The organism is Lysinibacillus sp. GW823-FHT02G10 (assembly GCF_058797135.1).
This window is the reverse complement of record NZ_JBXAJI010000001.1, coordinates 759,581-780,694: the sequence shown is the minus strand read 5'-3', so window position 1 is coordinate 780,694 and position 21,114 is coordinate 759,581. Positions and strand designations below refer to the sequence as shown.

Sequence of the window (21,114 nt, the reverse complement as noted above, 5' to 3'; positions counted from 1 at the left end):
ATGCTAAGAGCGAGGCAGCAATATTACAATGACGCCTATTAAGCATATCCCTGCGCCAATAAAGTCTAAATGATCGGGCTTTTTGCCATCAATGCCCCACCCCCATAAAATAGACAACACGATGAATACCCCACCATAGGCTGCATAAACTCTGCCAAAGGTAGGGAAGGACTGGAATGTTGCAACAACGACGTACAGAGCAAGTGCAATACCGCCAATAATGCCCCAATAAAAAGGTTTACCCTCTCGTAACCAAAGCCAAATTAAATAGCCCCCACCTATTTCACCAATTCCCGCAAGAATAAATAATAATATAGCGATCATACTGTATCTCTCTTTCTCATTTTCACTCTATTATACATGTCTTACATACTCCAATATGTAATGGTGTCCGTTATTCCGATTAAAATTAATAGGATACCTGCTGTCATTTGAATAGCTCTTCCCATTTTCATACTTTTTCGTAGGATAATACGCTTGGCATCAAAGACATAGATCAACAGAAGCATGATGATGAGCGGTACAGCGGTCGCTACGCCAAAAATACTAGGTAGAAGCAGCCCATAGGAAGTGCTCGCCACAAGGGGCATTAACCATACAAAAAATAGAACAAACATAGTGGGACAAAAGGCAATAGAAAAACTAGCGCCCATTAAGAACGAGCCAAATTTCCCCTCTTTTACTACAGGCGGCAGCAGCGATGTTAAACGTTGTAGAAAGGTTAATTTGAATAAACCGATTAGCACCAGCCCTGTTAGCAGCATCATCGGCCCAATAGCCTGACGAAAGATTGGAAAATAAACGGTCATCTTTGTTTCAAATGATTGCCCAAAAAGCCAAGCACAAAAGCCAAGCACACTAAAAACAACCACTTTCCCCACTATAAAAAACATAATTTCTTGCCAATTACTGCTCTTTTGAAGTGTTCGATTGCCGTAAAATGTAATGGCACTCATATTACCTGTTAACTGACATGGAGCAAAGGCACCTATCAAGCCAAGAAGAATGGCCATCATCAGGGCAGAATGCTCATAGCCCTGTACAAATTGCGTAAGCGGTTCACTAATCAACTGACTAATGGTGGACAATATACTATACATCTAAACACCCTCTATCTATTATTTATACTAAAATAGTATAAAGGAACATTATGAATAAACAGTGCAGAAAACGGCTTTACCCATACACGCTATTACACGCTACTAAAAAATCATCATAATCAGCCGAGACATACTTTGTAAGCAAGTAAGTATCCGATACAATGTGAGAAAATTCTTTTACTGAATAGCTATGTAGAAGATTTTGCTGACAATCTGGTTCAATTACACTCTTAGGCAGCAAGGCAATACCAAGACCATGCTTGACGAAATGCTTGATTACCTCTGTTTGATTAATATGCATTGTTTGATGGCTAGTAAATTGCTGTAGCACCTGTTGTACTTCCTGCCAATAGGGCGCATATTCATGTGTGAAAAGCGTTTCCTGCTGTAAAAGGGTGAAAGCATCATATTCCTTTTTAGCAATAGGAGCAATTAAATGCAATGGTTCTTGTGCAAGCATTACCGTGTGAAGCTCACGAGTTGAGGTTAATTTGGATAAGCCCATATCGATTACACCAGTAAATACCGCTTCCCCAATTTCATTGGATTTTAAAAGTTCTATCACTACCTGAGTAGAGGGCTTTCGATGCTGGAATGCTGTAATAATAGCTGGTAATGTTGAATTCGCTATTTGCGGAGCAACGCCAATCGTAAGCTTAGCGGTGTAGCCTTTTACGAAGGAATCCATTTGTTGTAGCCCTTCATCTAAAGCGGACAGGATTTTTTGTGCCTGCAGACGAAAATAAGTACCCTGCTGATTTAACGTCACCTGTTTGCTCTGTCGATTAAATAATGGGGTTTGCAATGTCCTTTCTAAATGCTGGATATGCTTCGTTACAGTCGATTGTGTAATAAATCGTTTTTCAGCTGTTTCTCGAAAGTTTTCAGTTTGTGCTGCCACTATAAATGTGCGTAGCCACTCTGTCTCCATCGCCATCCCTCTTTCGTTTTCAACTAGTATAACGAAAAATTTGTAAGTCTTGAAACCTTTTTTCAACATAAGCGTATGTATAGCTAACGATGTCAGTAGGAGGAATGAAAGATGTCTTTTTTTCATAAAGCATTAGCAAGTATTGGTATAGGTTCAGCGACAGTGGATACAAGATTGGAGAAGGATACTTATCGTGCTGGAGAGGTCATGCAGGGTGAAATCATTGTGCGTGGCGGTCAAGTTGAGCAACAGGTCGACACGATTTACCTATCCGTCAATACGACCTATATCCGTGAGTCGAATGATCACAAACATACAGAGGTTGCCGCACTGCAGAAGGTCAAAGTAACAGAGCCTTTCACACTGGGCGCCGGCGAGGAAAAAATCTTCCCTATTTCATTAACATTGCCATTTGAAACACCGATTAGTGCAGGTAAAACACAGGTATGGATTCAAACGGGTCTTGATATTAAAAATGCGGTCGATCCGAGTGATAAGGATTATATTCGTGTCGAGCCAACAGCACTAGCAGGTCATATATTAGATGCAATTCGTGGATTAGGTTTCCGTTTACGTGAAGCTGAATGTGAACAAGCTCCTTCACGCTTCCGCGGCTACTATCCATTTGTCCAGGAATTTGAATTTGTACCCACTGGACAATATAGAGGCCATTTAGATGAGCTTGAATTAGTTTTCCTTTCTCAATCCAACCATTCTGCAGAGATTTTCATGCAAATTGATCGCAAAGTAAAAGGCATTGGTAGCTTTTTTGCTGAAGCATTAGATATGGATGAAAGCTATGTTCGCACAACGATTACGATGCATGACCTACCGACACTACAAGCAAAGCTTCAGCAAATCATTTCAAAACATGCCTAATGAACTAAAAAGTAGTTGAAGCCTAACTTCAGCTACTTTTTTATGATCAAATAGGAGGGAGAAAAGGATGATGATGAAAGCGGCATTATTTGATTTAGACGGAACATTATTAAATAGAGATGCATCTGTCGAACTCTTCATTAAGCAGCAATATGAGCGATTAAAGGGAGTACTAGGTTCCATTCCAAAAGAACAATATATAGCTCGTTTTATCCAATTAGATAAGCGGGGCTACGTTTGGAAGGACCATGTCTATCAGCAATTGGTAGAAGAATTTCACCTTGTTCATATTACGTGGGAAGAACTTCTTCAAGATTACCTAAACGAATTTAAATATAGCTGTGTCCCTTTTCCTAACCTTATCCCTATGCTAGAACAATTGAAAAGGGATCAGTTGGCTTTAGGCATGATTACGAATGGCTATGGGCATTTTCAGATGGACACTATAAAGGCATTAGCAATTGAACATTATTTTGATGTCATTTTAGTTTCGGAATGGGCAGGAATGAAAAAACCCGATCCTCAACTGTTTTTAAATGCCATCGAAAAGCTGAATGTCCTTCCTCATGAATGTGTTTTTATCGGCGACCATCCTGTGAATGATGTCAAAGGTGCTCAACATGTGGGAATGAAGGGCATTTGGAAAAAAGATAAACAATGGCAACATGTTCAAGCGGATGCCATCGTGGAGGATTTATTAGAAATACCGATATTCATTGACTCTTTCAGCCAATAATAAATAACCCATCTACTTGTTGGTAGATGGGTTTTTGTTTTATCCTATTTCACAGCTTGCTTTACTTTTTCCAGCACTTCTTCAGCTGTCGCTAGCTGTAATGCCTCTGTTGCTAAAGTCTGCATCTCTGGGACAGATAATTGCTTTAGCAAGGCCCTCGTTTTTAAAATAGACGTAGCACTCATAGAGAACTCATCTAAGCCTAAGCCTAGCAATAGTGGAACAGCATGTTCATCGCCAGCCATTTCTCCACACATTCCTACCCATTTTTGTTCTTGATGGGCAGCTTTAATGACCATTTGAATTAAACGTAATATGGCTGGGTTATATGGTTGATATAAATAAGAAACTTTTTCATTCATCCGATCTGCCGCCATTGTATATTGAATTAAATCATTTGTCCCGATGGAGAAGAAATCCACTTCTTTGGCAAAAATATCTGCCATTACGGCTGTCGAGGGAATTTCAACCATCATCCCGACCTCTATGGAAGAGCCTACTGCAATCCCTCCAGCTATCAGCTTTTCCTTTTCCTCAAGCAAAATGGCTTTAGCCGCACGGAATTCTTGAATGGTCGCTATCATAGGGAACATAATTTTTAAGTTTCCGTAGACAGATGCTCGCAGTAGTGCTCGCAATTGTGTGCGGAATAACTCCTGCTGGTCAAGACATAGACGAATAGCACGGTGACCAAGGAATGGATTCATTTCTTCTTGCAAAGGTAAATATGGCAGGTGCTTGTCGCCACCAATATCGAGTGTTCGAATAACAACGGGCTTGCCCTTCATTCCTTCCAAGACTGTTTTATACGCTGTAAATTGTTCTTCCTCAGAGGGTAAATTTTCTCTGCCCATATATAAAAACTCTGTTCGATATAAGCCAACTCCCTCTGCTCCATGACGCAATACACCATCCAAATCATTTGGCGATCCAATATTAGCCGCTAGCTCAACATGCACGCCATCTTTAGAAACGGTTTGCTCATTCACTAAAGTAGACCATTCCGCCTGCTGTCCCCGGTATTTTTGTGCCTTTTCCTGATAGTCTGCAATCACATCGGCACTTGGATTCACTAGGACTTGACCCGTCAAACCGTCAACAATTATAGTATCGCCATCCTGAATTGTTGTCGTAGCAACCCCTGCCCCTACGACTGCTGGGATTTCTAAGCTACGAGCCATGATGGCTGAATGGGATGTACGCCCACCAATATCGGTAATAAAACCGAGAACATAGTTGCGATCTAATTGGGCTGTCTCTGAAGGTGTCAAATCATTCGCTACGATAATTACCTGTTCGTTAATATTGCTTGGATTTGGAATATGTACTCCGAGTAAATGTGCTAATATGCGATTTGTCACATCTTTAATATCTGATGCACGGGCACTCATGTATTCGTCATCCATACCTTCAAATAATGCCACAAACATAGAGGTTACTTCATGCAATGCATACTCCGCATTTACCGCTTCGTCTGCAATTTTTTGATTGATAGGCCCAATTAATTCGGGATCATGAACCACTAATAAATGTGCCTCAAAAATTGCGGCTTCTTCTGCACTAAATTTTTCTAATGTTTGCTGTCGAATGACAATCAGTTCTTGCTCTGCTTTGGCAAGAGCGGCTGCTAAACGTTTCTGCTCTGCCTCGATATCATGAACAGTTGTTTTAGCGAATGTTAAATCTGGTTGGACGAAACGATATGCTTTCGCAATGGCAATGCCGTCTGAAGCGGCAATACCAGTGAGTCGTGTCATTGTGCAAGCCCCATTTCCGTGATGAGTGTCGTTAGTGCTGCTAATGCTTGCTCTTCGTCTTCCCCCTCTACAACAAGTGTAAATTGTGAACCTTGCTTTAAGGCTAATCCCATCACACCTAAGATTGATTTCAAGTTAGCTGCTTTTTCTTCTGTACGTATTTCTATAGATGAAGCAAATGGTGTTGCTTTTGCCACAAGCTGGCTCGCTGGTCGTGCATGAATACCTAAAGGATCGACTACTGTAAATTGTTGTGTTTTCATAATTTATTCTCCTCTTCTTGTAAGTCTGTTAAAACCATTACATTTGGATGTTTCGATAAAGCAGTTGCAGGTACGTCTTCTGTATAATCAGATGCCAGTAAACGCTCTAACACCTCACGCTTAGCTTCTCCCACTGCGAGTAACAAAATGCATTTTGCCCGCATAATCGATTGAATACCCATCGTGTATGCCTGTGTCGGCACTTCGTCAATGGATGAAAAGTAACGCGCGTTAGCTTGACGAGTAGATTCTTCGAGTGTTACAAGATGTGTTAAAGAAGCAAATGACGTACCAGGCTCATTGAAGCCGATATGACCATTTTGACCGATACCAAGCAGTTGGAAATCTAAGGGATATTGTTGCAGTAATCCTTCATAGCGAGCTGTTTCCACTAAAGGATCTACTGCTAATCCATCTGGTAAATACGATGCTAAAAATGGTTTTTGGTTAAATAAATGTTTGTTCATATAATAGGCGTAGCTTTGCTGATGAGTTGCCTCAAGTCCAACATACTCATCCAAATTAAAGCTAATACAATGTGAAAAATCAATATCTGTTTTACAGATTTTAGCATATAGTGGTTCCATTGTTCCACCAGTAGCTAACCCGAACGTTGTGGCGCCATTATTTTTGGCTTCAACGATGGTCGCTACTGCATGTGAATATAAATCATCCATTGAGGAAAATCTTTTTACTTTCACCACATATCCTCCTTTGTATCCTAGAAATGAATACGCTGACCATACTGATCAATGAGCGCATCGTTATTATTTTCCCCTAAATTACTGCTACCAAACACTGGTACACTAGCGCCCTGTGCATGCATAAGTTCAATGATTTGGGCGAATAAAGCATTTAATAAAGTCGCACCTAACACCGTTGATACAGGGGCATATTGCAATTGGTCAACGGTTAACACACCATCACCTAATGGCACATGCGTATTCAATACTTCATCTACTACTTGCTCTAAACGCTTGCCTGACGGATGGCGCGACGGCTGGTGCTGATATTCCAGTGATTGGAGTGAAATAGTCAAAGCGCCCGCTTCCTTTGCATAGATAGCCATATCAATGGGCACTGGATTATTGGCAGAGGTTGAAATGATGATACAAACATCTTGGTCATCAAATTGCAGCTGATCCTTATAGGTGGCTAAAAAAGCCTGTTTTTTTTCATTTTGTGAGGATTGCCGTGCACCCTGATGTAGCATTAACGATTCTATGTGTATCGGTTTGACAGGCACTAAGCCACCTGCTCTATAGTAACATTCCTGTGCTAGTAGCATGGAATGACCAGAGCCAAAGAGCTGGATAATGCCTCCCTTTGTGAGACGTTTAACAATTTGCTTGGCAATATGCATAAGTTGGTTGCTTTCCTGCTGTGCCACCATTGTTAAATATCGATTTACTTGTTGAAAATAGGTATTCATGTTCTATCACCTTTTCATTCGTTTCATGCAAGATGTTTGTATACCTGCTGCATATTAGTAACTATTGTCCACTTGAATTTGCATCATATAAGACCTTGCCCGCCTTAATCGTTTGGTGGAGCTTTAATTGTTCATCTAAAATCACTGCATCCGCATCAAAGCCTTGTATAAGCTGACCCTTATTACCTAGCTTCAATTGTTCGGCAGCATTAAAGCTGGACATTTTGACAAGCTCCTCCAGCGTACAATTCGTAATGTGATGCATATTCCGTACAGCCTGATCCATTTTTAAAATACTGCCTGCTAACGATCCATTTGACAAATGGGCACCAGCTTCTGTCACATGAACTGTTTGACCGCCTAAATCATATGCTCCGTAGGGCATTCCCTTTGCGCGCATGGCATCTGTAATTAAAATAAGCCCGTCTGCTCCCTTTAAGCGATAGGCCATTTCCACAGCGCCTTCATGCATATGGATAAAATCAACAATCAGTTCTGCCTTAATCGCATCTAGCAGCAGGACACCGCCAACTACACCTGGATCTCGATGGTGGAATGGACGCATTTGGTTGTATAAGTGTGTCCCCTGTGTGGCACCTAATTGAGCCGCTTGTTGCATTTGCTCAAAGGTAGCATCCGAATGACCAATTGAAACAATGACACCGCTAGCAGAAATACTTTGCACAGCTGCCATGCCATTCGGTTCTTCTGGTGCTAGCGTAATTTGCTTAATTTTATGGCCACTTAGTTGCTGCCATTTTGTCCATATATCTAAATTTAGCTCGACAATATATTCAAGAGGCTGTGCCCCTGCTCGCTGCTTTGAAACAAATGGCCCTTCGATATGAATACCTAGTACCTCTGCTTCATCTGGCTGTGGCTGGAACTGTGCTACATTTTCAATAGCTCGTTCAATGTTGTCATAGCTTTGTGTCATCGTTGTAGCTAAAAAGCTTGTCGTTCCTTCTTTTAAAAGGGATTGAGCCATCGTATGAAGCCCTTCATCAGAAGCATCCATCGTATCCATTTGAGCGGATCCATGAATGTGCATATCAATAAATCCTGGCAATAAAAATTTCCCTGAACCATCAAGCTGTTCTACATCGTGGATATCAAGCTGAGGAGCAACTTGCGCAATTTTACCATCCTTCATCCATACATCTACCTGTTCATCTCGTCCATTGCCATTCACTACTGTGATATTTCGAATGAGTAAACTCAAGAAAAACATCTCCTTCTTGAACAAGGGCTGTCGAAAAGGCATCCGTGTGCAATAGCTCATTGCCTCTGTATACCTTCGCTAACAGCCCCATTAGTTGTTACTTCTTCATTGTAATAATATTCGTTGAGCCTGCTCGTTGATAGCCAGTCTTTTCAAGTGTAATCTCTTGCCCCATTAAGCTTGTAAATACAATTGGTGTGATGACAGAAGGTACTTGCCCTTCAATCTGTACAAGGTCTGCTTTTAATAACGCATCCCCACGCTTAACTTTTTGACCATCTGTAACGAACAGATCAAAACCATCACCATTTAGTTTGACCGTATCTAAGCCAACATGAATTAATACTTCAATGCCCGTATCAGATTTTAAGCCAATTGCATGCTTTGTGGGGAACACCATCACTACTTGACCATCAAATGGTGCATAGACTGCTCCATCTGTCGGACGTATCCCGAAACCTGGGCCCATCAAGCCTGCTGAAAATGCCTCATCAGGCACTTCTGTTAAAGGCAATAAATCACCCGTCATTGGCATTTCGAAATCACGGAATGTCATCGTGTCATTCTTCACAGTTTCTTCCATGACAGGCTGAGCTGATGGAAGTCCTACATTGGCTGGTGCTGGATTGCCTTTTTTCAAACGTTCTTTTATGGCTTCAGCTAAAAACTCCACGGATGTCCCAATGATTACTTGGACATTGGTTTTACTAATACGCATAACTCCTCTTGCACCTGTTTGCTTCAATGTTTTTTCATCGACGCTAGCAGAATCCTGTACTAATAATCGTAGGCGAGTTGTACAATAATCCACTTGCTTAATATTGTCTTTTCCACCTAATGCTTCAATTGTATAATATGCACGTAAATCGACATCATCAGCAATAGCATTTACTTCGCCATCCTCATCCTCATCGTCTTCACGTCCTGGTGTTTTTAAGTCTAATTTTTTGATTAAGAAATAGAATACCACAAAGTAAATCGCCCCAAAGCCTAAACCTAAAGGTAATAAGAGCCATGGTTTATCTGCCAGACCAAGGTTGAGTAAGTAGTCAATTAAGCCTGCCGAGAACCCAAAGCCGTCACGGAATCCAACGAGATAGGCCACAGCCAAAGAAATACCTGTTAATACAGCATGAATACCATAAAGAACTGGTGATAAGAACATAAAGGAAAATTCAATAGGCTCTGTAACACCCGTTAAAAAGGCTGTTAAAGCGATGGAAACGAACATCCCTCCAACGATTGGACGCTTTTCTTTTTTCGCTGCAAAATACATTGCTAGACAGGCTGCTGGTAAGCCAAACATCATAATTGGGAAGAAACCAGCTTGGAAATGTCCAGCTGTCGTGTCTCCTGCTAGGAAGCGGTTGATATCCCCTTTCACGATTTCGCCTGCTGCATTTGTAAATTCACCGAAATCAAACCAAATAATTGTATTGATTACATGGTGGAGACCCACTGGAATTAATAGACGGTTGAAGAAGCCATACATCCCTACGCCAAGTGATCCTGCACCGATCATCCAATTACCGACAGCATCAATGCCACCTTGAATTGGTCCCCAAACAATTGCTAAAATACTACCTAAAATTGCCATGGTGATGGACGTAATAATCGGTACAAAGCGCCGTCCACCGAAGAATGATAACCATTCTGGAAATTTCACATTATAATATTTGTTATATAATAAGCCTGCCGTAATACCGGCAATAATACCACCAAATACACCCATATTTAATTCTTCGTTAACAGTCCCTAAAACGGCGACTAAAACAAGATGCGCAATCGCACCTGCTAGAGCTGCGCCACCACTGCTATCATGTGCAAACCCCATCGCAATACCGATAGCAAAAATAATTGGTAAATTCCCTAGTATAGCATTACCAGAAGCGGCCATAATACTAGCAATGTACTGGATGGCTTCATTCGGTACGGCCCCAAGCATATCCGCTGAACCTAAACGCAATAGTAATGCTGCTGCTGGTAATGTTGCGATTGGAAACATGAGCGACTTACCGATTTTTTGTAAGAAAGCAAACATTCATTATCCCCCTTTGGTATAGTTGTCTAGACCACTTTAGTAAAAAAAAAGCGTTTTCACTAAGTTGCTATTATTATAGGCGCAATTCAAAAAAAAATAAATACTTTTTTAATATTTCGTGATGTTAAACAAAAAACCGCACCCTAATCCAAAATTAGGGCACAGTTCTTCTTTAGCTTATGCCGTGACATCACGTTTCATAAAGGTTGAATAACTAATGACAAGGAAAACTACTGCGTATATAGCAAGTACTGTTAATGAGAAGGGCAACGTCACATCAGCAATCATGGAGCCACCACCATGCTCATACTGTGTTAAATCAGAATGTGTGAGCCAAATATATTTGACGATGTCGTATCGGCTTAAAAACATAACTATCATGCCGCCTGTAAAAGAAAGGAACATCGTTAAACCGATTGCTAATGAACTTGAACGGAATACTGAGCCAATCAAAAAGGCAAATAATGTAGACATCACAAAATCGCCACCAGATAATAGGTAATGATAGGCTAAATCGCTCCATACAGCCTTTTCAACGACCTGTCCATTGACCATTTCTAATTCCACACCTGTTCCCATGCCGAACAAGACTAAGCCGATAAGGGCACTTACCACAACATTGACCACATACAATAACAAACCAAAAAGGAATGTTGTCAGTAATTTAGACGTTAACACTTTTGCACGGGACATTGGACGCGTTAAGAGCATTTTAATCGTCCCTGTTGAAAATTCGCTCGATACAATACTAGCTGCGGTAATGACTGTAAATAAAGTAACAAGCGTAAGCATACCACTTGTAAAGGACATAAAGCTTGCAAGACTACTATCTTTTTGACTTGGTGCATCATTCGCTAAACGATATTCAGAAATAGCCATCTGCTCTTGAAAGTATGCCTTATCTTCCTCCGTTAAATCTTCACCTGCTAGCGTCTCTTTATAAGATTGAATGGCATCCTGCTCTATGTCCTGCCAAGAACCTTCCGTCGGGGATTTTACTTCATAATATTTGGTGATTCCAGCAGGAACAAGAATGACAAGAATCAGCATGGCCACCATTGCCCATGTTCCTTTTTTATGCCATAATTTCATCCACTCATTTTGAATTAGCTTCAGCAATTTGTCCGCCTCCAGTCATTTCTAAGAATTGATCCTCTAATGTTTTTTGATGTGGCTGTACAGCAAATAATTGAATACCCGCTTGGACTAGTTGTGTAGTCATAGCTGGGACATCCTCTTTCTTCATTTCCACCACATAGCCTTGATTCTCTGCTACAAAGTTAAAGTCACACTGTTCCAGATAAGCAGACACCTGCTCTTTTGGCTGTGCCTCCACATAATAAAACGATGAGCTTTCATTATGAATATCGCGCAGATCAATCAGCTGCCCATTTTGAATCACAGCCACTCGATCACACATCAATTCAATTTCTGATAACAAGTGACTTGAGACAAAGACGGATACGCCCTCTTCTGAAGCAATCTTCCGCAGGTACATACGAAACTCACGAATACCAGCAGGGTCTAAGCCATTCGTCGGCTCATCTAAAATCAAAAATTTCGGTCTGTGCAATAACGCCTGGGCTAATCCTAGTCGTTGTCTCATACCAAGTGAATACGTAGAGACCTTTTCATGTATACGATTTTCGAGCCCAACCTGTTGAATGACCTCCTGAATTCGTTCCTTTGTTACATTTTTATGCATACGTGCAAAATGTAGTAAATTTTTATAGCCTGACATAAATTTATACATTTCTGGATTTTCAACAATCACACCAACCTTACTAATGGCTTCCTCGTAATGCTCCTTCAGTGAAAGCCCGTCGATGATGACATTGCCCTCTGTTGGATGCATAAGCCCTGTCATCATTCGGATTGTTGTTGTTTTCCCCGCTCCATTCGGTCCTAAAAATCCTGTAATTTGGCCTGGATATAAATCAATGTTTAACTGTTGAATTAATTGCTTTCCTCGAATAGTTTTCGATAAATTTTGCAATTGTACAATCGGTTCTGTCATATTTTTCACCCTTTCTAATCTATTTCGCCTGAGCATTATGCAGTCTGGCACGACAACATTGCTTTATTGACGATTCCTTCTTCACCTTTAGCTGTCAATATTTTTTACTGAAGGACGATAAAACCCTTTCATCCACTCAACTGCATCCTTATTAGCCACGTCGCGTAATGTTTCCACATTCTCGTAGGCCATGATTGATCCTGCCTGCAATAAAATAATTTGATCTAAAATAGGCTCTACCTCATATAATTCATGTGTGGATAGCAAAATCGTTTGATTTTCGATGTCCGTAAATTGAATTAAGCCTTTAATCAACTGCTCTCTCACAATTGGGTCTAGCCCAGCAAATGGTTCGTCCATGACATAATAAGGAACCTCTCGTCCAAGGGTGGCAGCCATTTTCATGCGACCACGATTACCCTTTGATAATTGGCGTAGCTTTGTGCGCGTATCTACCTGTAAAAATTGTGCGACGATACAGGCTTTATCATAGGAAAAATCTTCAAATTGCGAAGCATAATGCTGGAAAAGCTGTTCACCCGTGTAGTACTCAAAAAATAAATCTGTATCTGGTAAATAAGCAATTTTGTCAGCACTTCTACGTGTGACGGGCTTACCCTCTAGTGTGATCTCACCAGCAGTGGGTCTCAGTAAACCAGCTAAAACTTTCATAAGCGTAGATTTACCACTACCATTTTCTCCAACTAGTCCAATGATTTGTCCAATCGGAAAGGAGAAGGATAGATCCTGTAAAACTGGCTTTTTCTTATATTGAAAAGATACATTTGATAGCTGTAACATCCCTTCACCTCACGCTTTATTTTTCAAAACCACAAGCATCTCTTCCTTCGAAAAGCCTAATGCCTCAATCGATGTTAAAAAATTTTCAGCCAGCTGATTTTTCATCTCTTCACGCAATAACTCAATGCGCTCCTCATTGCTCGTAATAAATGTACCCTGTCCTCGTTTGGTTTCCGTTATATTCATTGCCTCTAACTCCTTATATACACGTTGCACCGTATTGACATTGACACCTGTTTCTACTGCATATTCTCGAACAGAGGGAAGTCGATCACCTAGCTCCAACTTCCCCTTCAAAATGTCTCCACAAATTCGATCGACAAGCTGGCTATAAATGGGTTTGTCACGCGAAAAATCCATCGTCATCGTAAAACCACCCTTTCAAGCCACTTCGATGCTGCTAAAAACAGCAGTAGTAGTAATAACGTAATGGCTATTTCCTCAACGACATATATCGAGCCAAGCATCCATTCCATCGTCATTTCTTTCGCTTTTGGTAGATAGTGTTCGATGTTTTGAAGCGAAACTTCCCCATGGAGGAAGATCGCTCGATACAGCTGACTCTCCGTTACCCGCGCCCAACCAGCTGTGGTTACATAAAACACAATCATTGTCAGCACAATTGAAAAACGACCTATTATGCGCTTCAATTGCAAATAAAAAGCTAAAAAGAATAAAAGAACGATAAATAGCATTAATTGTAAAATCGTCAATATAATAACAATTATTACTAAAACTAATAAAATTTGTCCAGCGCTCGCAATCAGCTCATCTTTAATATTAAAAATGGCTACACTCGTAAAAAGGATAGTGAAGAGGACATATCCTACTAATGAGCAAACCAATTTTGCTCCGATAAGCTTTGTGATAGAGCTTGTTGAATGGAGCCAGCTCTCCTTTGCTTTAATGTCAAATCGCATCGATGCCAAAAATTGTATAACAGAATAAAATCCGCCTAGAAAAAGGACGAGCATCGTAAATACAAACTCTAGCTGATTTTCCTGTGCAAAGAGATCAACAAACTGATGTAAGATATAGGGAACTATCCAAGATAGCATAAGTCCCATAAATATCCCTACTAGAAACCATGAGCGATAAAGTACCCATTCTTTTTTTAAAAGTCCTGTAAAGCTTTTCAATCACAACACCTCGTGTCATAGTGTACTAGTCACATATTACACTATGACTTTTTTGTTGGCAAGTGGTAAATACAAGAAAAAGGAAATTTCGTTTGCTCAACAATTACGCTTATGCTCAAAGAAGGTATTCACCTATTAAACACAGAATATATGGGTAGCACTCTAACACTAAGCGTAAGGTGGTACTTGAATGGATAAAAGAGTTGTCTTTGATTTTGAAATTGAATTTACCAATGGTGGTGGCATACAAGGGCAGGATTTTCGCCTTGATATTGATGGAGATGACATATCGGACGAAGAGCTAGCTAAGTATATTGTGGAAGATATGAGGTTGCTCATGGTTGGCAAGGTAACGATCTTAAACAAAAAAATTATTAATGAAAAACATAAACGAAAACCTCTTGATGAGCAAGAAAGGACATGAAGCTCGTTGAAAGCGATACTATTTGATTTAGATGATACCTTACTTAATCGAGATCATGCTGTCGATAACCTGTTTTATATTATTTTGGAAAAATACTATGGTGCTGTTCAGGGTATGCTCAAAAAGGACATGTTGGAAAAATTTAAGGAATACGATAAAAGAGACTATGGGATTGCCGATAAAACCAATGTTTTATCATCGTTTTTTGATGCGTTTCCATCAACCTTTCAATTACCTCGCCATGACATGCAAGATTTTTGGGATCAGCAGTTTCCATATTGCTTTTCTATCGATCAACATATGTTGAAGGTTCTCCAAAAGATTAAGAAGCAAGTACAAGTTGGCATTATCACAAACGGCTCTACACAGCGACAAAAGGCTAAAATCACACATACAGGTTTAGCTAGCTATTTTGATGTTATCCTTATTTCGGAGGAAGTAGGCTTAACTAAGCCTGACAAACGCATATTTGAATTAGCTCTACATCAGCTCCAAGTTCAGCCAAATGAAACCTTATTCGTTGGGGATGACTTAGCAAAAGATATTGCTGGTTGTCAGCGAGCAAGGATGAAGGGCATATGGTACAATCCTCATCGGCTCACGAATCCTACTGACATTAAACCTGATGCAGTGATTCATTCATTTGAGCAATTAATAAAAGGAAGAGCCCTGTTTAACTAGGACTCTTCCTTTGACTGTTACACCATTTTCCCTACTACTTTTACCTTCAATCTTGTTGCATTTTCTGGATGATACGCGAGAGGTGTTTCTTCTACTTCCACTAGCTCAATGGTATCTTCAAGAGCACCTGCTAATACGGCTTGTTTCACAGCCTTGTTTTGTGCATCCTTCAAGGATTCCTCACGCGGTTCTTTGGAATAAATATAAATTTGCTCATATTGACCACTAATTTGTGCAATCGAGGCTCCGATGGCATTCGCAACACCACCGTATTCAGATTTTACAATTGTGGAAACGCCCCGAATATTTTCTGGCACAATGATACCACCACCCCCTACTAAGACTAATGACACATCCTCTGAGGAAGTTTTCATCTTATCAATCGCCTGTTCTAGTAACGAAGAAATTTCTTCTTGAACGGCTTTGGCAAAGGCTTCATCAATATGTGCCACTAACGTGGAATCACCTACATCTGCTAAGCCTAAACGGACAGCGATATCTGTTGTCGTTAAGGTCGAGCCACCGAAAACAAGGGCCTCCTCACTGATTTTATAGCCTACACTATCCGGCCCAACTGTAATTTTGTTGCCGTTCACACGAACAATACTTCCCCCGCCAAGTCCGACTGAAATAATATCTGGCATCCTAAAGTTTGTCCGAATGTCTCCCACTTCAACTGCGACCGAGGATTCTCGCGGGAAACCATCCTGTAATACACCGATATCTGAAGTGGTACCCCCAACATCCAATACCATTGTGTTTTGAATTTGGGATAAATAAGATGCTCCACGGATACTATTTGTTGGTCCACAGGCAATTGTTAAAATTGGGAATTGCTTGGCGTAGTCGATAGACATTAATGTACCGTCATTCTGGCATAGATAAACCTCTACATCAAAAATGCCTTCCGCTTGTAACGCCTGTACAAAGCCCTGTGTTGTTGTCTCAATCACCTTACATAATGCAGCATTTAGAATCGTAGCATTTTCACGTTCTATTAACCCGACTGAACCTATTAATGAGGAGCAGGAAATTGGGAATTCCTCGCCATAGACTTCTTGAATCCATTCACGAACCTGCAATTCTTGATCATTTTTAATAGAGGAAAAGACACCAACAATCGCAATAGATTCTACTTGACCACGCCATTCTTCTAGTAGTTTTGTAATTTCCTGTTGATCAAGCGCACTCAATAATTGGCCGTCATATTCATAACCACCATGGGCAATGGCATAATTACCAGATAATTTATCAATCATATCTGCTGGCCAAGCTGTATAAGGGAGTACGGAAGCCGTCGCTGGATAACCTAGTCGAATGACACCAACCTTTGCTAGCTTTTTACGTTCAACAATGGCATTGGTGCATTGTGTTGTCCCTAACATCGCATGGGTAATTTTTGTTTTATCAATATTTGCGCCCTCTAGTAATTGTTGCAGTGACTTTTCAATCCCTGTTTTAATATCTAAGCTTGTTGGTGATTTCACACTGTAAATAAGCTGGCTATTATGGTCTAAAAGGATGGCATCTGTGTTTGTTCCACCTACATCGATTCCAATTTTATACATGCTCTGCTACCTCCTTTTTCACCAATTCCTCAATTGGCGTATACTCATATTCATAGCCAAAGTATTTGGGTCCAGCTGTTTCAATACCTTTTGCTGTACGCCATTTTTCATGTGCTGGTAAGCCAATCACACGCACACGTTTACCATATTTTAAGCTCTCTGTTGTAACAGGCAATAAAGTTTCATAATCCACCAAACAAATTAAGTCTGGTGTCATCGCTATAACCTGCCCGTTTTTCTCAGCTAATAAGTTTTCATTTTGGAAATGAACCTTCATTTGATCATTTTTATAAGATTCAATACCTTCAAGATTCATTTTACCTAGGTTAAAGCCACCCTTCGTTTCACGAATAACATCCACTATTTTTCCTTGGAAAAGCTCATATCCTTCTGCAAGGTTTAAAAGGCTTTGTAGCTTATCGTTCACCTCTTGATCTTTCGAGGCAATAATTTCACCGATTTTTTCAGAAAGCGTCACTATATGATGAACACCGCTTTGTTTAATTTGCGCACCCGTTGTTGGGTAGAGGCTCACTAAAGAACTAGCGCCCATTTCTACTGTTGCTGTTCGGGCGATACGCTCAGTCCATTTATTATCAATCGTTTCAAAAATACCAATATTCCCTTTTTCATCAGTGATGGCCATTGGCGTTGCCGAAATCCCATCTAAGTGGAATGTCACCATTTGTAATTCCGGAAATGCACGCCCCATGCCATCACAATCAATCAATGGTAAGCCAAGCTGTGCTGCTACTACAATAGGAATCATCGAATTGACCCCACCAGCTTCCATTGGATAGGTGCCTGCAATTTTTTCTTTTCCCAAATATTGCGCGAGCTTTTGGAAAACCTTAACAAACTCATCGCCACGTGGGAATTTTTCTACTAAAACCGATGGCGCCCCCATCATTGCGGCTGGAATGAAAAAATCATCATCCGCAATTTCATCCACTGAATACAACTTTACAGGGCCATTTTTTTCGATAGCAGAAAGCGCCATTAATTTTCCAATATAGGGATCTCCTCCCCCACCTGTTCCTAAAAATGCTGCCCCTATGGCAATATGTTCAATAGCTGCCTGATCTAAATATCTCATCTATGTTCCTCCAATATGACCGTTTTTTGTACAGATACACGATACCCAACATAATAAATCACGAATGAAATAATGATGCCAATCATCGGTTGGTTTGGTAGTGCTGGCAATGCAGGGAATAAGGAAAATACCACTGGCATACAGGCAATTACAGCACCTACTAGCCAAGACAATACACCTAATCGATTGACCCCTTCAACTTCCTGCCAGCTATCTGTTTTGCCTTTATGAATGACCCAGTAGGAAGCAATCATCACCCCTGCAACAGGCGGAATCATCGCCGATAAAATTGACATGATAGGTGTAAAATAATTTAAAATCCCTACAACGGCTAAGATTGTGCCAATTGTACCCGCCACACCTATGGCTAATCGTTCTTTGTTTTTAGCAACATCAAATACATTAATTAAGGCAATTCCACCTGAAATTGCATTGACCAAATTGGTTTTCCATGTTGCTAAAATCAGACCCACTCCACCAATAAAGGGTGTTGCGATATGCAGAAAGACTGCTGTAATATCACTTGTTTGATAGGCAATCGTTAAGACAGCTCCCACAGCAATCATTAGCACCCCTGCAGGAATAATCCCTAATGTAGCGGCTTTGAAAACGTCTGAACGCTTTTTTGAAAATTGCGAATAATCACCCGCGATAACAGCCCCTAATGCAAAGGACCCAATCGTTACAGCTAAACCATCCATAAAGCTCATATTGCCCTGTGGCTGATAATCCCGAACGAGCTGTAGTTGCTCACCAGTTAATATTTGACCTAAACCATACAGGCAAATGATGACGAGCAATGGTACGGCGATATAGCTTAAAATACGCAACACCTTCATCCCATAAAGTGCGGATACGACCATGACCATACCACTAATGAATGAAGCGATTGGAATGGGTATATTCAAATGATAGATTGCTAATAAGTTTGCTAAGGCTACGCCACACACATTGGCCTGAATGCCAAACCACCCTAAGCAAGCAATGGATAAGATAATGGATAATATTGTACGAGAGCCCTTTTTTCCAAACACTTGTCCTGCTATATGGACAGTGGGCTTTCCTAAATCACTGCTTTGCATGCCTTGCAAAATCATGATGATCACGACAATAGCATAGCCTACAAAAGCAACAGCCAGTGCCTTTGATAAACTCATATTGGTAATCAGTGCGTTACCGACTAATAAACTGGGAATACAAATCATGGCACCAGCCCAAATAATGCCTAAGCTATACCAAGATTGACCTTTATTTTCATTTTGCATGTGACTCCCTCCTTATTTGGTGATGGATTAATGTTTTTAATTATAGAAGATAGGTAAGAGTTGAGTCTTTTGCGCAAATGAAAAAAATAATCTGAAATTTTGTTCAAAATGACAAAATTTCAGATTATTCTAATCATTAATCAATCGATATAGCATGCAAGCCATGTAGGCATCATAAAATTCCGAATATACGGTAACATCTGTGCCAATCAGCTCACTAATTTTTTTGATGCGGTATTTCACCGTGTTTTTATGGATATAGAGGAGCTCTGCACAGCGCTCCACACTAGCATTTGCATCTAATAAAAAGGTTATCAATGTCTGCAAGGAATCATGGTCACGTATAATGGGTTCAATTACAGACAAATATTCTTCAATCATTTCCTCGCCCTGCTTACTGACATCAATTGCCCTTTTCATGGAGCGCACTTCCGCTGCAGTAAACAATTTTCGCATCGGATAAATCGTATGGGCTTTGTCCCCCACCTGATTGACCAATTGATACATTTGACGAACAGACTTTGTATTTCTCATTTTAGGTGCATAAACAATTTCTGCGATTTGGGCATCATACTGAGTAGTTTCACTATATTCAATGGCAATCTCAAACTCATGATGCTTATAAAAGCAATTGCCTACCAGTACAATCATACAATGGTCAATGCATTGGATGACTCTTGTTTGATAATATTTGGACAGTTGCTCTTCTAATTCATCGCGAATTCTTTTTTCGTCTGCTAAATCATGCATGTAGACAAGCCACATCATTTGAATGGCGGAAACATCAATATGAAGAAGATTGGCTAATCTTCTCATTTTCTCCCCTTCGTCATTGATAATAGCTTTAACTAAGGCATATTCACTAACCTCATCATGCTTGTCTCCCCATAAATTTATGGCTACTTGCACAACCTCACTTACTTTTTCAATTGTCTTAGCAGGTAATTTTGTATTTTCTTTAATCAGAAATAAAAATAGCGGCTCGCCATTTTTTTGATGTACTCTTTTATAGTCTACGACACAGGCGACATCACTTCTTAGCAGCTCGAGCTTGCCTGCTTCCCTCTGAAAATTGGATTGGGAGCATTCTTCAATGACATTCGCTACATCTAATGATGAATTTCGTGGCCACATCACTTGGTTCACAATGTCAAAATGACTATTGGTGAGCACAATATTAGCCTTTAAACGATCTGAAAGCATTTTCAGTGTAATTTCAACACTTCTTAAATGCTCAGGTAGTAACGATACCTTTTCTAATGTCTCTTTGACAAAATGATCATTAACGCCTTGATTACTAACAATCGCTTCCATAACCTCATAGATAACCTCGTTATAGCGCAGTGAATAATCATTTCGCGGCATACAAATGATAATAAAGCCTTGTGCCTCCGCTAACGCAAGCACTTCTTCTGGAATATCAGGCAATACAATGCCGACATAATATAAAATAAGCCCCAGCTCTCCTAAATCATGTAAATGCTGAATCGTTTCACATTGCTGCTCCACACTATCTCGAATGGAGTAAAAGGAGCTAATGACAAGCTCCTCTGCATACCATTCCTCCTGTACACGGTTAATAATTTTCGAATAAAAATCAACATTCGATACCTCTAATACAGATAGAGATGATACGGTACGGTGCAGATTATCTCGCCCTGTTAACACCTCTGCCCCTCGAAAAGATGGCAATTGTAATAATTCATTGACCGTTACCCCATGTTCCACCACCACTTTTCTTTACAACTCTTTTGAAGAAGAA

At 40.3% G+C, this 21,114-nt stretch carries 22 protein-coding genes; 4 read left to right on the top strand and 18 right to left on the bottom strand.

The window, feature by feature from the left end:
• Nucleotides 1-3 precede the first annotated feature (3 nt).
• From AC1RFD_RS03870 to AC1RFD_RS03860, 3 genes are all read right to left on the bottom strand, one after another.
• Nucleotides 4-324 carry a YnfA family protein gene (locus tag AC1RFD_RS03870; protein WP_492474513.1) on the bottom strand — a complete coding sequence of 107 codons (321 nt, stop codon included), beginning with the start codon at nt 322-324 and terminating at the stop codon, nt 4-6.
• Between the two features lie 41 nt (nt 325-365).
• Nucleotides 366-1,100, bottom strand: coding sequence for an urease accessory protein UreH domain-containing protein (locus AC1RFD_RS03865; protein WP_259948839.1), 735 nt, complete (start codon nt 1,098-1,100; stop codon nt 366-368).
• Between the two features lie 76 nt (nt 1,101-1,176).
• Nucleotides 1,177-2,031: a LysR family transcriptional regulator gene (locus AC1RFD_RS03860; RefSeq protein WP_492474512.1), complete on the bottom strand. Its 855-nt coding sequence runs from the start codon at nt 2,029-2,031 to the stop codon at nt 1,177-1,179.
• Between the two features lie 111 nt (nt 2,032-2,142).
• Between AC1RFD_RS03860 and AC1RFD_RS03855 the strand changes: the two genes are divergently transcribed.
• Both AC1RFD_RS03855 and AC1RFD_RS03850 read left to right on the top strand, forming a co-directional pair.
• On the top strand, nt 2,143-2,910 hold the full coding sequence (locus AC1RFD_RS03855; protein ID WP_319840212.1) for a sporulation protein: 768 nt from the start codon (nt 2,143-2,145) through the stop codon (nt 2,908-2,910).
• 70 nt (nt 2,911-2,980) lie between these two features.
• Nucleotides 2,981-3,646: an HAD family hydrolase gene (locus AC1RFD_RS03850; RefSeq protein WP_492474870.1), complete on the top strand. Its 666-nt coding sequence runs from the start codon at nt 2,981-2,983 to the stop codon at nt 3,644-3,646.
• Nucleotides 3,647-3,690: 44 nt separating this feature from the next.
• Here the strand turns inward: AC1RFD_RS03850 and ptsP are convergent, their stop codons facing one another.
• The 11 genes from ptsP to AC1RFD_RS03795 form a co-directional block, all read right to left on the bottom strand.
• Nucleotides 3,691-5,403 (bottom strand): phosphoenolpyruvate--protein phosphotransferase, encoded by a 1,713-nt coding sequence (gene ptsP, locus AC1RFD_RS03845; protein WP_054550898.1) that lies wholly within the window; start codon nt 5,401-5,403, stop codon nt 3,691-3,693.
• Nucleotides 5,400-5,666, bottom strand: a complete 267-nt coding sequence (locus AC1RFD_RS03840; RefSeq protein WP_004229305.1) for an HPr family phosphocarrier protein — start codon at nt 5,664-5,666, stop codon at nt 5,400-5,402. Before AC1RFD_RS03840 ends, ptsP begins: the two co-directional genes overlap by 4 nt.
• The gene (locus AC1RFD_RS03835; protein ID WP_131519856.1) at nt 5,663-6,367 is read right to left on the bottom strand and encodes a glucosamine-6-phosphate deaminase; all 705 of its coding nucleotides are present in this window, start codon (nt 6,365-6,367) and stop codon (nt 5,663-5,665) included. The genes AC1RFD_RS03840 and AC1RFD_RS03835 overlap by 4 nt, the downstream gene beginning before the upstream one ends.
• A gap of 20 nt (nt 6,368-6,387) precedes the next feature.
• Nucleotides 6,388-7,098, bottom strand: a complete 711-nt coding sequence (locus AC1RFD_RS03830) for a sugar isomerase domain-containing protein (RefSeq protein WP_066037443.1) — start codon at nt 7,096-7,098, stop codon at nt 6,388-6,390.
• Nucleotides 7,099-7,159: 61 nt separating this feature from the next.
• Nucleotides 7,160-8,320: an N-acetylglucosamine-6-phosphate deacetylase gene (nagA, locus tag AC1RFD_RS03825; RefSeq protein WP_492474511.1), complete on the bottom strand. Its 1,161-nt coding sequence runs from the start codon at nt 8,318-8,320 to the stop codon at nt 7,160-7,162.
• 97 nt (nt 8,321-8,417) lie between these two features.
• Entirely contained in the window at nt 8,418-10,361 is a 1,944-nt protein-coding gene (gene nagE / locus AC1RFD_RS03820; protein WP_436455822.1) for an N-acetylglucosamine-specific PTS transporter subunit IIBC, read from the bottom strand.
• Between the two features lie 177 nt (nt 10,362-10,538).
• Nucleotides 10,539-11,480: an ABC transporter permease gene (locus tag AC1RFD_RS03815; RefSeq protein WP_009370929.1), complete on the bottom strand. Its 942-nt coding sequence runs from the start codon at nt 11,478-11,480 to the stop codon at nt 10,539-10,541.
• The gene (locus tag AC1RFD_RS03810; RefSeq protein WP_009370928.1) at nt 11,458-12,378 is read right to left on the bottom strand and encodes an ABC transporter ATP-binding protein; all 921 of its coding nucleotides are present in this window, start codon (nt 12,376-12,378) and stop codon (nt 11,458-11,460) included. Before AC1RFD_RS03810 ends, AC1RFD_RS03815 begins: the two co-directional genes overlap by 23 nt.
• Nucleotides 12,379-12,465: 87 nt before the next feature.
• Nucleotides 12,466-13,179, bottom strand: coding sequence for an ABC transporter ATP-binding protein (locus AC1RFD_RS03805; protein WP_048390349.1), 714 nt, complete (start codon nt 13,177-13,179; stop codon nt 12,466-12,468).
• Nucleotides 13,180-13,188: 9 nt separating this feature from the next.
• Nucleotides 13,189-13,545 (bottom strand): GntR family transcriptional regulator, encoded by a 357-nt coding sequence (locus AC1RFD_RS03800; protein WP_048390347.1) that lies wholly within the window; start codon nt 13,543-13,545, stop codon nt 13,189-13,191.
• Nucleotides 13,542-14,318 (bottom strand): hypothetical protein, encoded by a 777-nt coding sequence (locus tag AC1RFD_RS03795; RefSeq protein WP_492474510.1) that lies wholly within the window; start codon nt 14,316-14,318, stop codon nt 13,542-13,544. The genes AC1RFD_RS03800 and AC1RFD_RS03795 overlap by 4 nt, the downstream gene beginning before the upstream one ends.
• A gap of 190 nt (nt 14,319-14,508) precedes the next feature.
• Here AC1RFD_RS03795 and AC1RFD_RS03790 point away from each other — a divergent pair, with 190 nt between their 5' ends.
• The gene (locus tag AC1RFD_RS03790; protein ID WP_016994653.1) at nt 14,509-14,742 is read left to right on the top strand and encodes a hypothetical protein; all 234 of its coding nucleotides are present in this window, start codon (nt 14,509-14,511) and stop codon (nt 14,740-14,742) included.
• Nucleotides 14,743-14,748: 6 nt separating this feature from the next.
• Nucleotides 14,749-15,423 (top strand): HAD family hydrolase, encoded by a 675-nt coding sequence (locus tag AC1RFD_RS03785; protein ID WP_492474509.1) that lies wholly within the window; start codon nt 14,749-14,751, stop codon nt 15,421-15,423.
• A 17-nt stretch (nt 15,424-15,440) separates the two neighbouring features.
• Here the strand turns inward: AC1RFD_RS03785 and AC1RFD_RS03780 are convergent, their stop codons facing one another.
• The 4 genes from AC1RFD_RS03780 to AC1RFD_RS03765 form a co-directional block, all read right to left on the bottom strand.
• Entirely contained in the window at nt 15,441-16,991 is a 1,551-nt protein-coding gene (locus AC1RFD_RS03780; protein WP_112117839.1) for a hydantoinase/oxoprolinase N-terminal domain-containing protein, read from the bottom strand.
• On the bottom strand, nt 16,984-18,087 hold the full coding sequence (locus AC1RFD_RS03775) for an S-methyl thiohydantoin desulfurase family protein (protein WP_492474508.1): 1,104 nt from the start codon (nt 18,085-18,087) through the stop codon (nt 16,984-16,986). The genes AC1RFD_RS03780 and AC1RFD_RS03775 overlap by 8 nt, the downstream gene beginning before the upstream one ends.
• Entirely contained in the window at nt 18,084-19,352 is a 1,269-nt protein-coding gene (locus tag AC1RFD_RS03770; protein WP_492474507.1) for a cytosine permease, read from the bottom strand. The genes AC1RFD_RS03775 and AC1RFD_RS03770 overlap by 4 nt, the downstream gene beginning before the upstream one ends.
• A gap of 129 nt (nt 19,353-19,481) precedes the next feature.
• Nucleotides 19,482-21,086 (bottom strand): PucR family transcriptional regulator, encoded by a 1,605-nt coding sequence (locus AC1RFD_RS03765; protein WP_054550888.1) that lies wholly within the window; start codon nt 21,084-21,086, stop codon nt 19,482-19,484.
• Between the last annotated feature and the right edge of the window lie 28 nt (nt 21,087-21,114).

Excerpts from the sequence above, each read along its gene's own strand:
- AC1RFD_RS03870 (WP_492474513.1), bottom strand. The coding sequence starts at position 324 with ATGATCGCTATATTATTATTTATTCTTGCGGGAATTGGTGAAATAGGT.
- AC1RFD_RS03865 (WP_259948839.1), bottom strand. The coding sequence starts at position 1,100 with ATGTATAGTATATTGTCCACCATTAGTCAGTTGATTAGTGAACCGCTT.
- AC1RFD_RS03860 (WP_492474512.1), bottom strand. The coding sequence starts at position 2,031 with ATGGAGACAGAGTGGCTACGCACATTTATAGTGGCAGCACAAACTGAA.
- AC1RFD_RS03855 (WP_319840212.1), top strand. The coding sequence starts at position 2,143 with ATGTCTTTTTTTCATAAAGCATTAGCAAGTATTGGTATAGGTTCAGCG.
- AC1RFD_RS03850 (WP_492474870.1), top strand. The coding sequence starts at position 2,981 with ATGATGAAAGCGGCATTATTTGATTTAGACGGAACATTATTAAATAGA.
- ptsP (WP_054550898.1), bottom strand. The coding sequence starts at position 5,403 with ATGACACGACTCACTGGTATTGCCGCTTCAGACGGCATTGCCATTGCG.
- AC1RFD_RS03840 (WP_004229305.1), bottom strand. The coding sequence starts at position 5,666 with ATGAAAACACAACAATTTACAGTAGTCGATCCTTTAGGTATTCATGCA.
- AC1RFD_RS03830 (WP_066037443.1), bottom strand. The coding sequence starts at position 7,098 with ATGAATACCTATTTTCAACAAGTAAATCGATATTTAACAATGGTGGCA.
- nagE (WP_436455822.1), bottom strand. The coding sequence starts at position 10,361 with ATGTTTGCTTTCTTACAAAAAATCGGTAAGTCGCTCATGTTTCCAATC.
- AC1RFD_RS03810 (WP_009370928.1), bottom strand. The coding sequence starts at position 12,378 with ATGACAGAACCGATTGTACAATTGCAAAATTTATCGAAAACTATTCGA.
- AC1RFD_RS03805 (WP_048390349.1), bottom strand. The coding sequence starts at position 13,179 with ATGTTACAGCTATCAAATGTATCTTTTCAATATAAGAAAAAGCCAGTT.
- AC1RFD_RS03800 (WP_048390347.1), bottom strand. The coding sequence starts at position 13,545 with ATGACGATGGATTTTTCGCGTGACAAACCCATTTATAGCCAGCTTGTC.
- AC1RFD_RS03790 (WP_016994653.1), top strand. The coding sequence starts at position 14,509 with ATGGATAAAAGAGTTGTCTTTGATTTTGAAATTGAATTTACCAATGGT.
- AC1RFD_RS03780 (WP_112117839.1), bottom strand. The coding sequence starts at position 16,991 with ATGTATAAAATTGGAATCGATGTAGGTGGAACAAACACAGATGCCATC.
- AC1RFD_RS03775 (WP_492474508.1), bottom strand. The coding sequence starts at position 18,087 with ATGAGATATTTAGATCAGGCAGCTATTGAACATATTGCCATAGGGGCA.
- AC1RFD_RS03770 (WP_492474507.1), bottom strand. The coding sequence starts at position 19,352 with ATGCAAAATGAAAATAAAGGTCAATCTTGGTATAGCTTAGGCATTATT.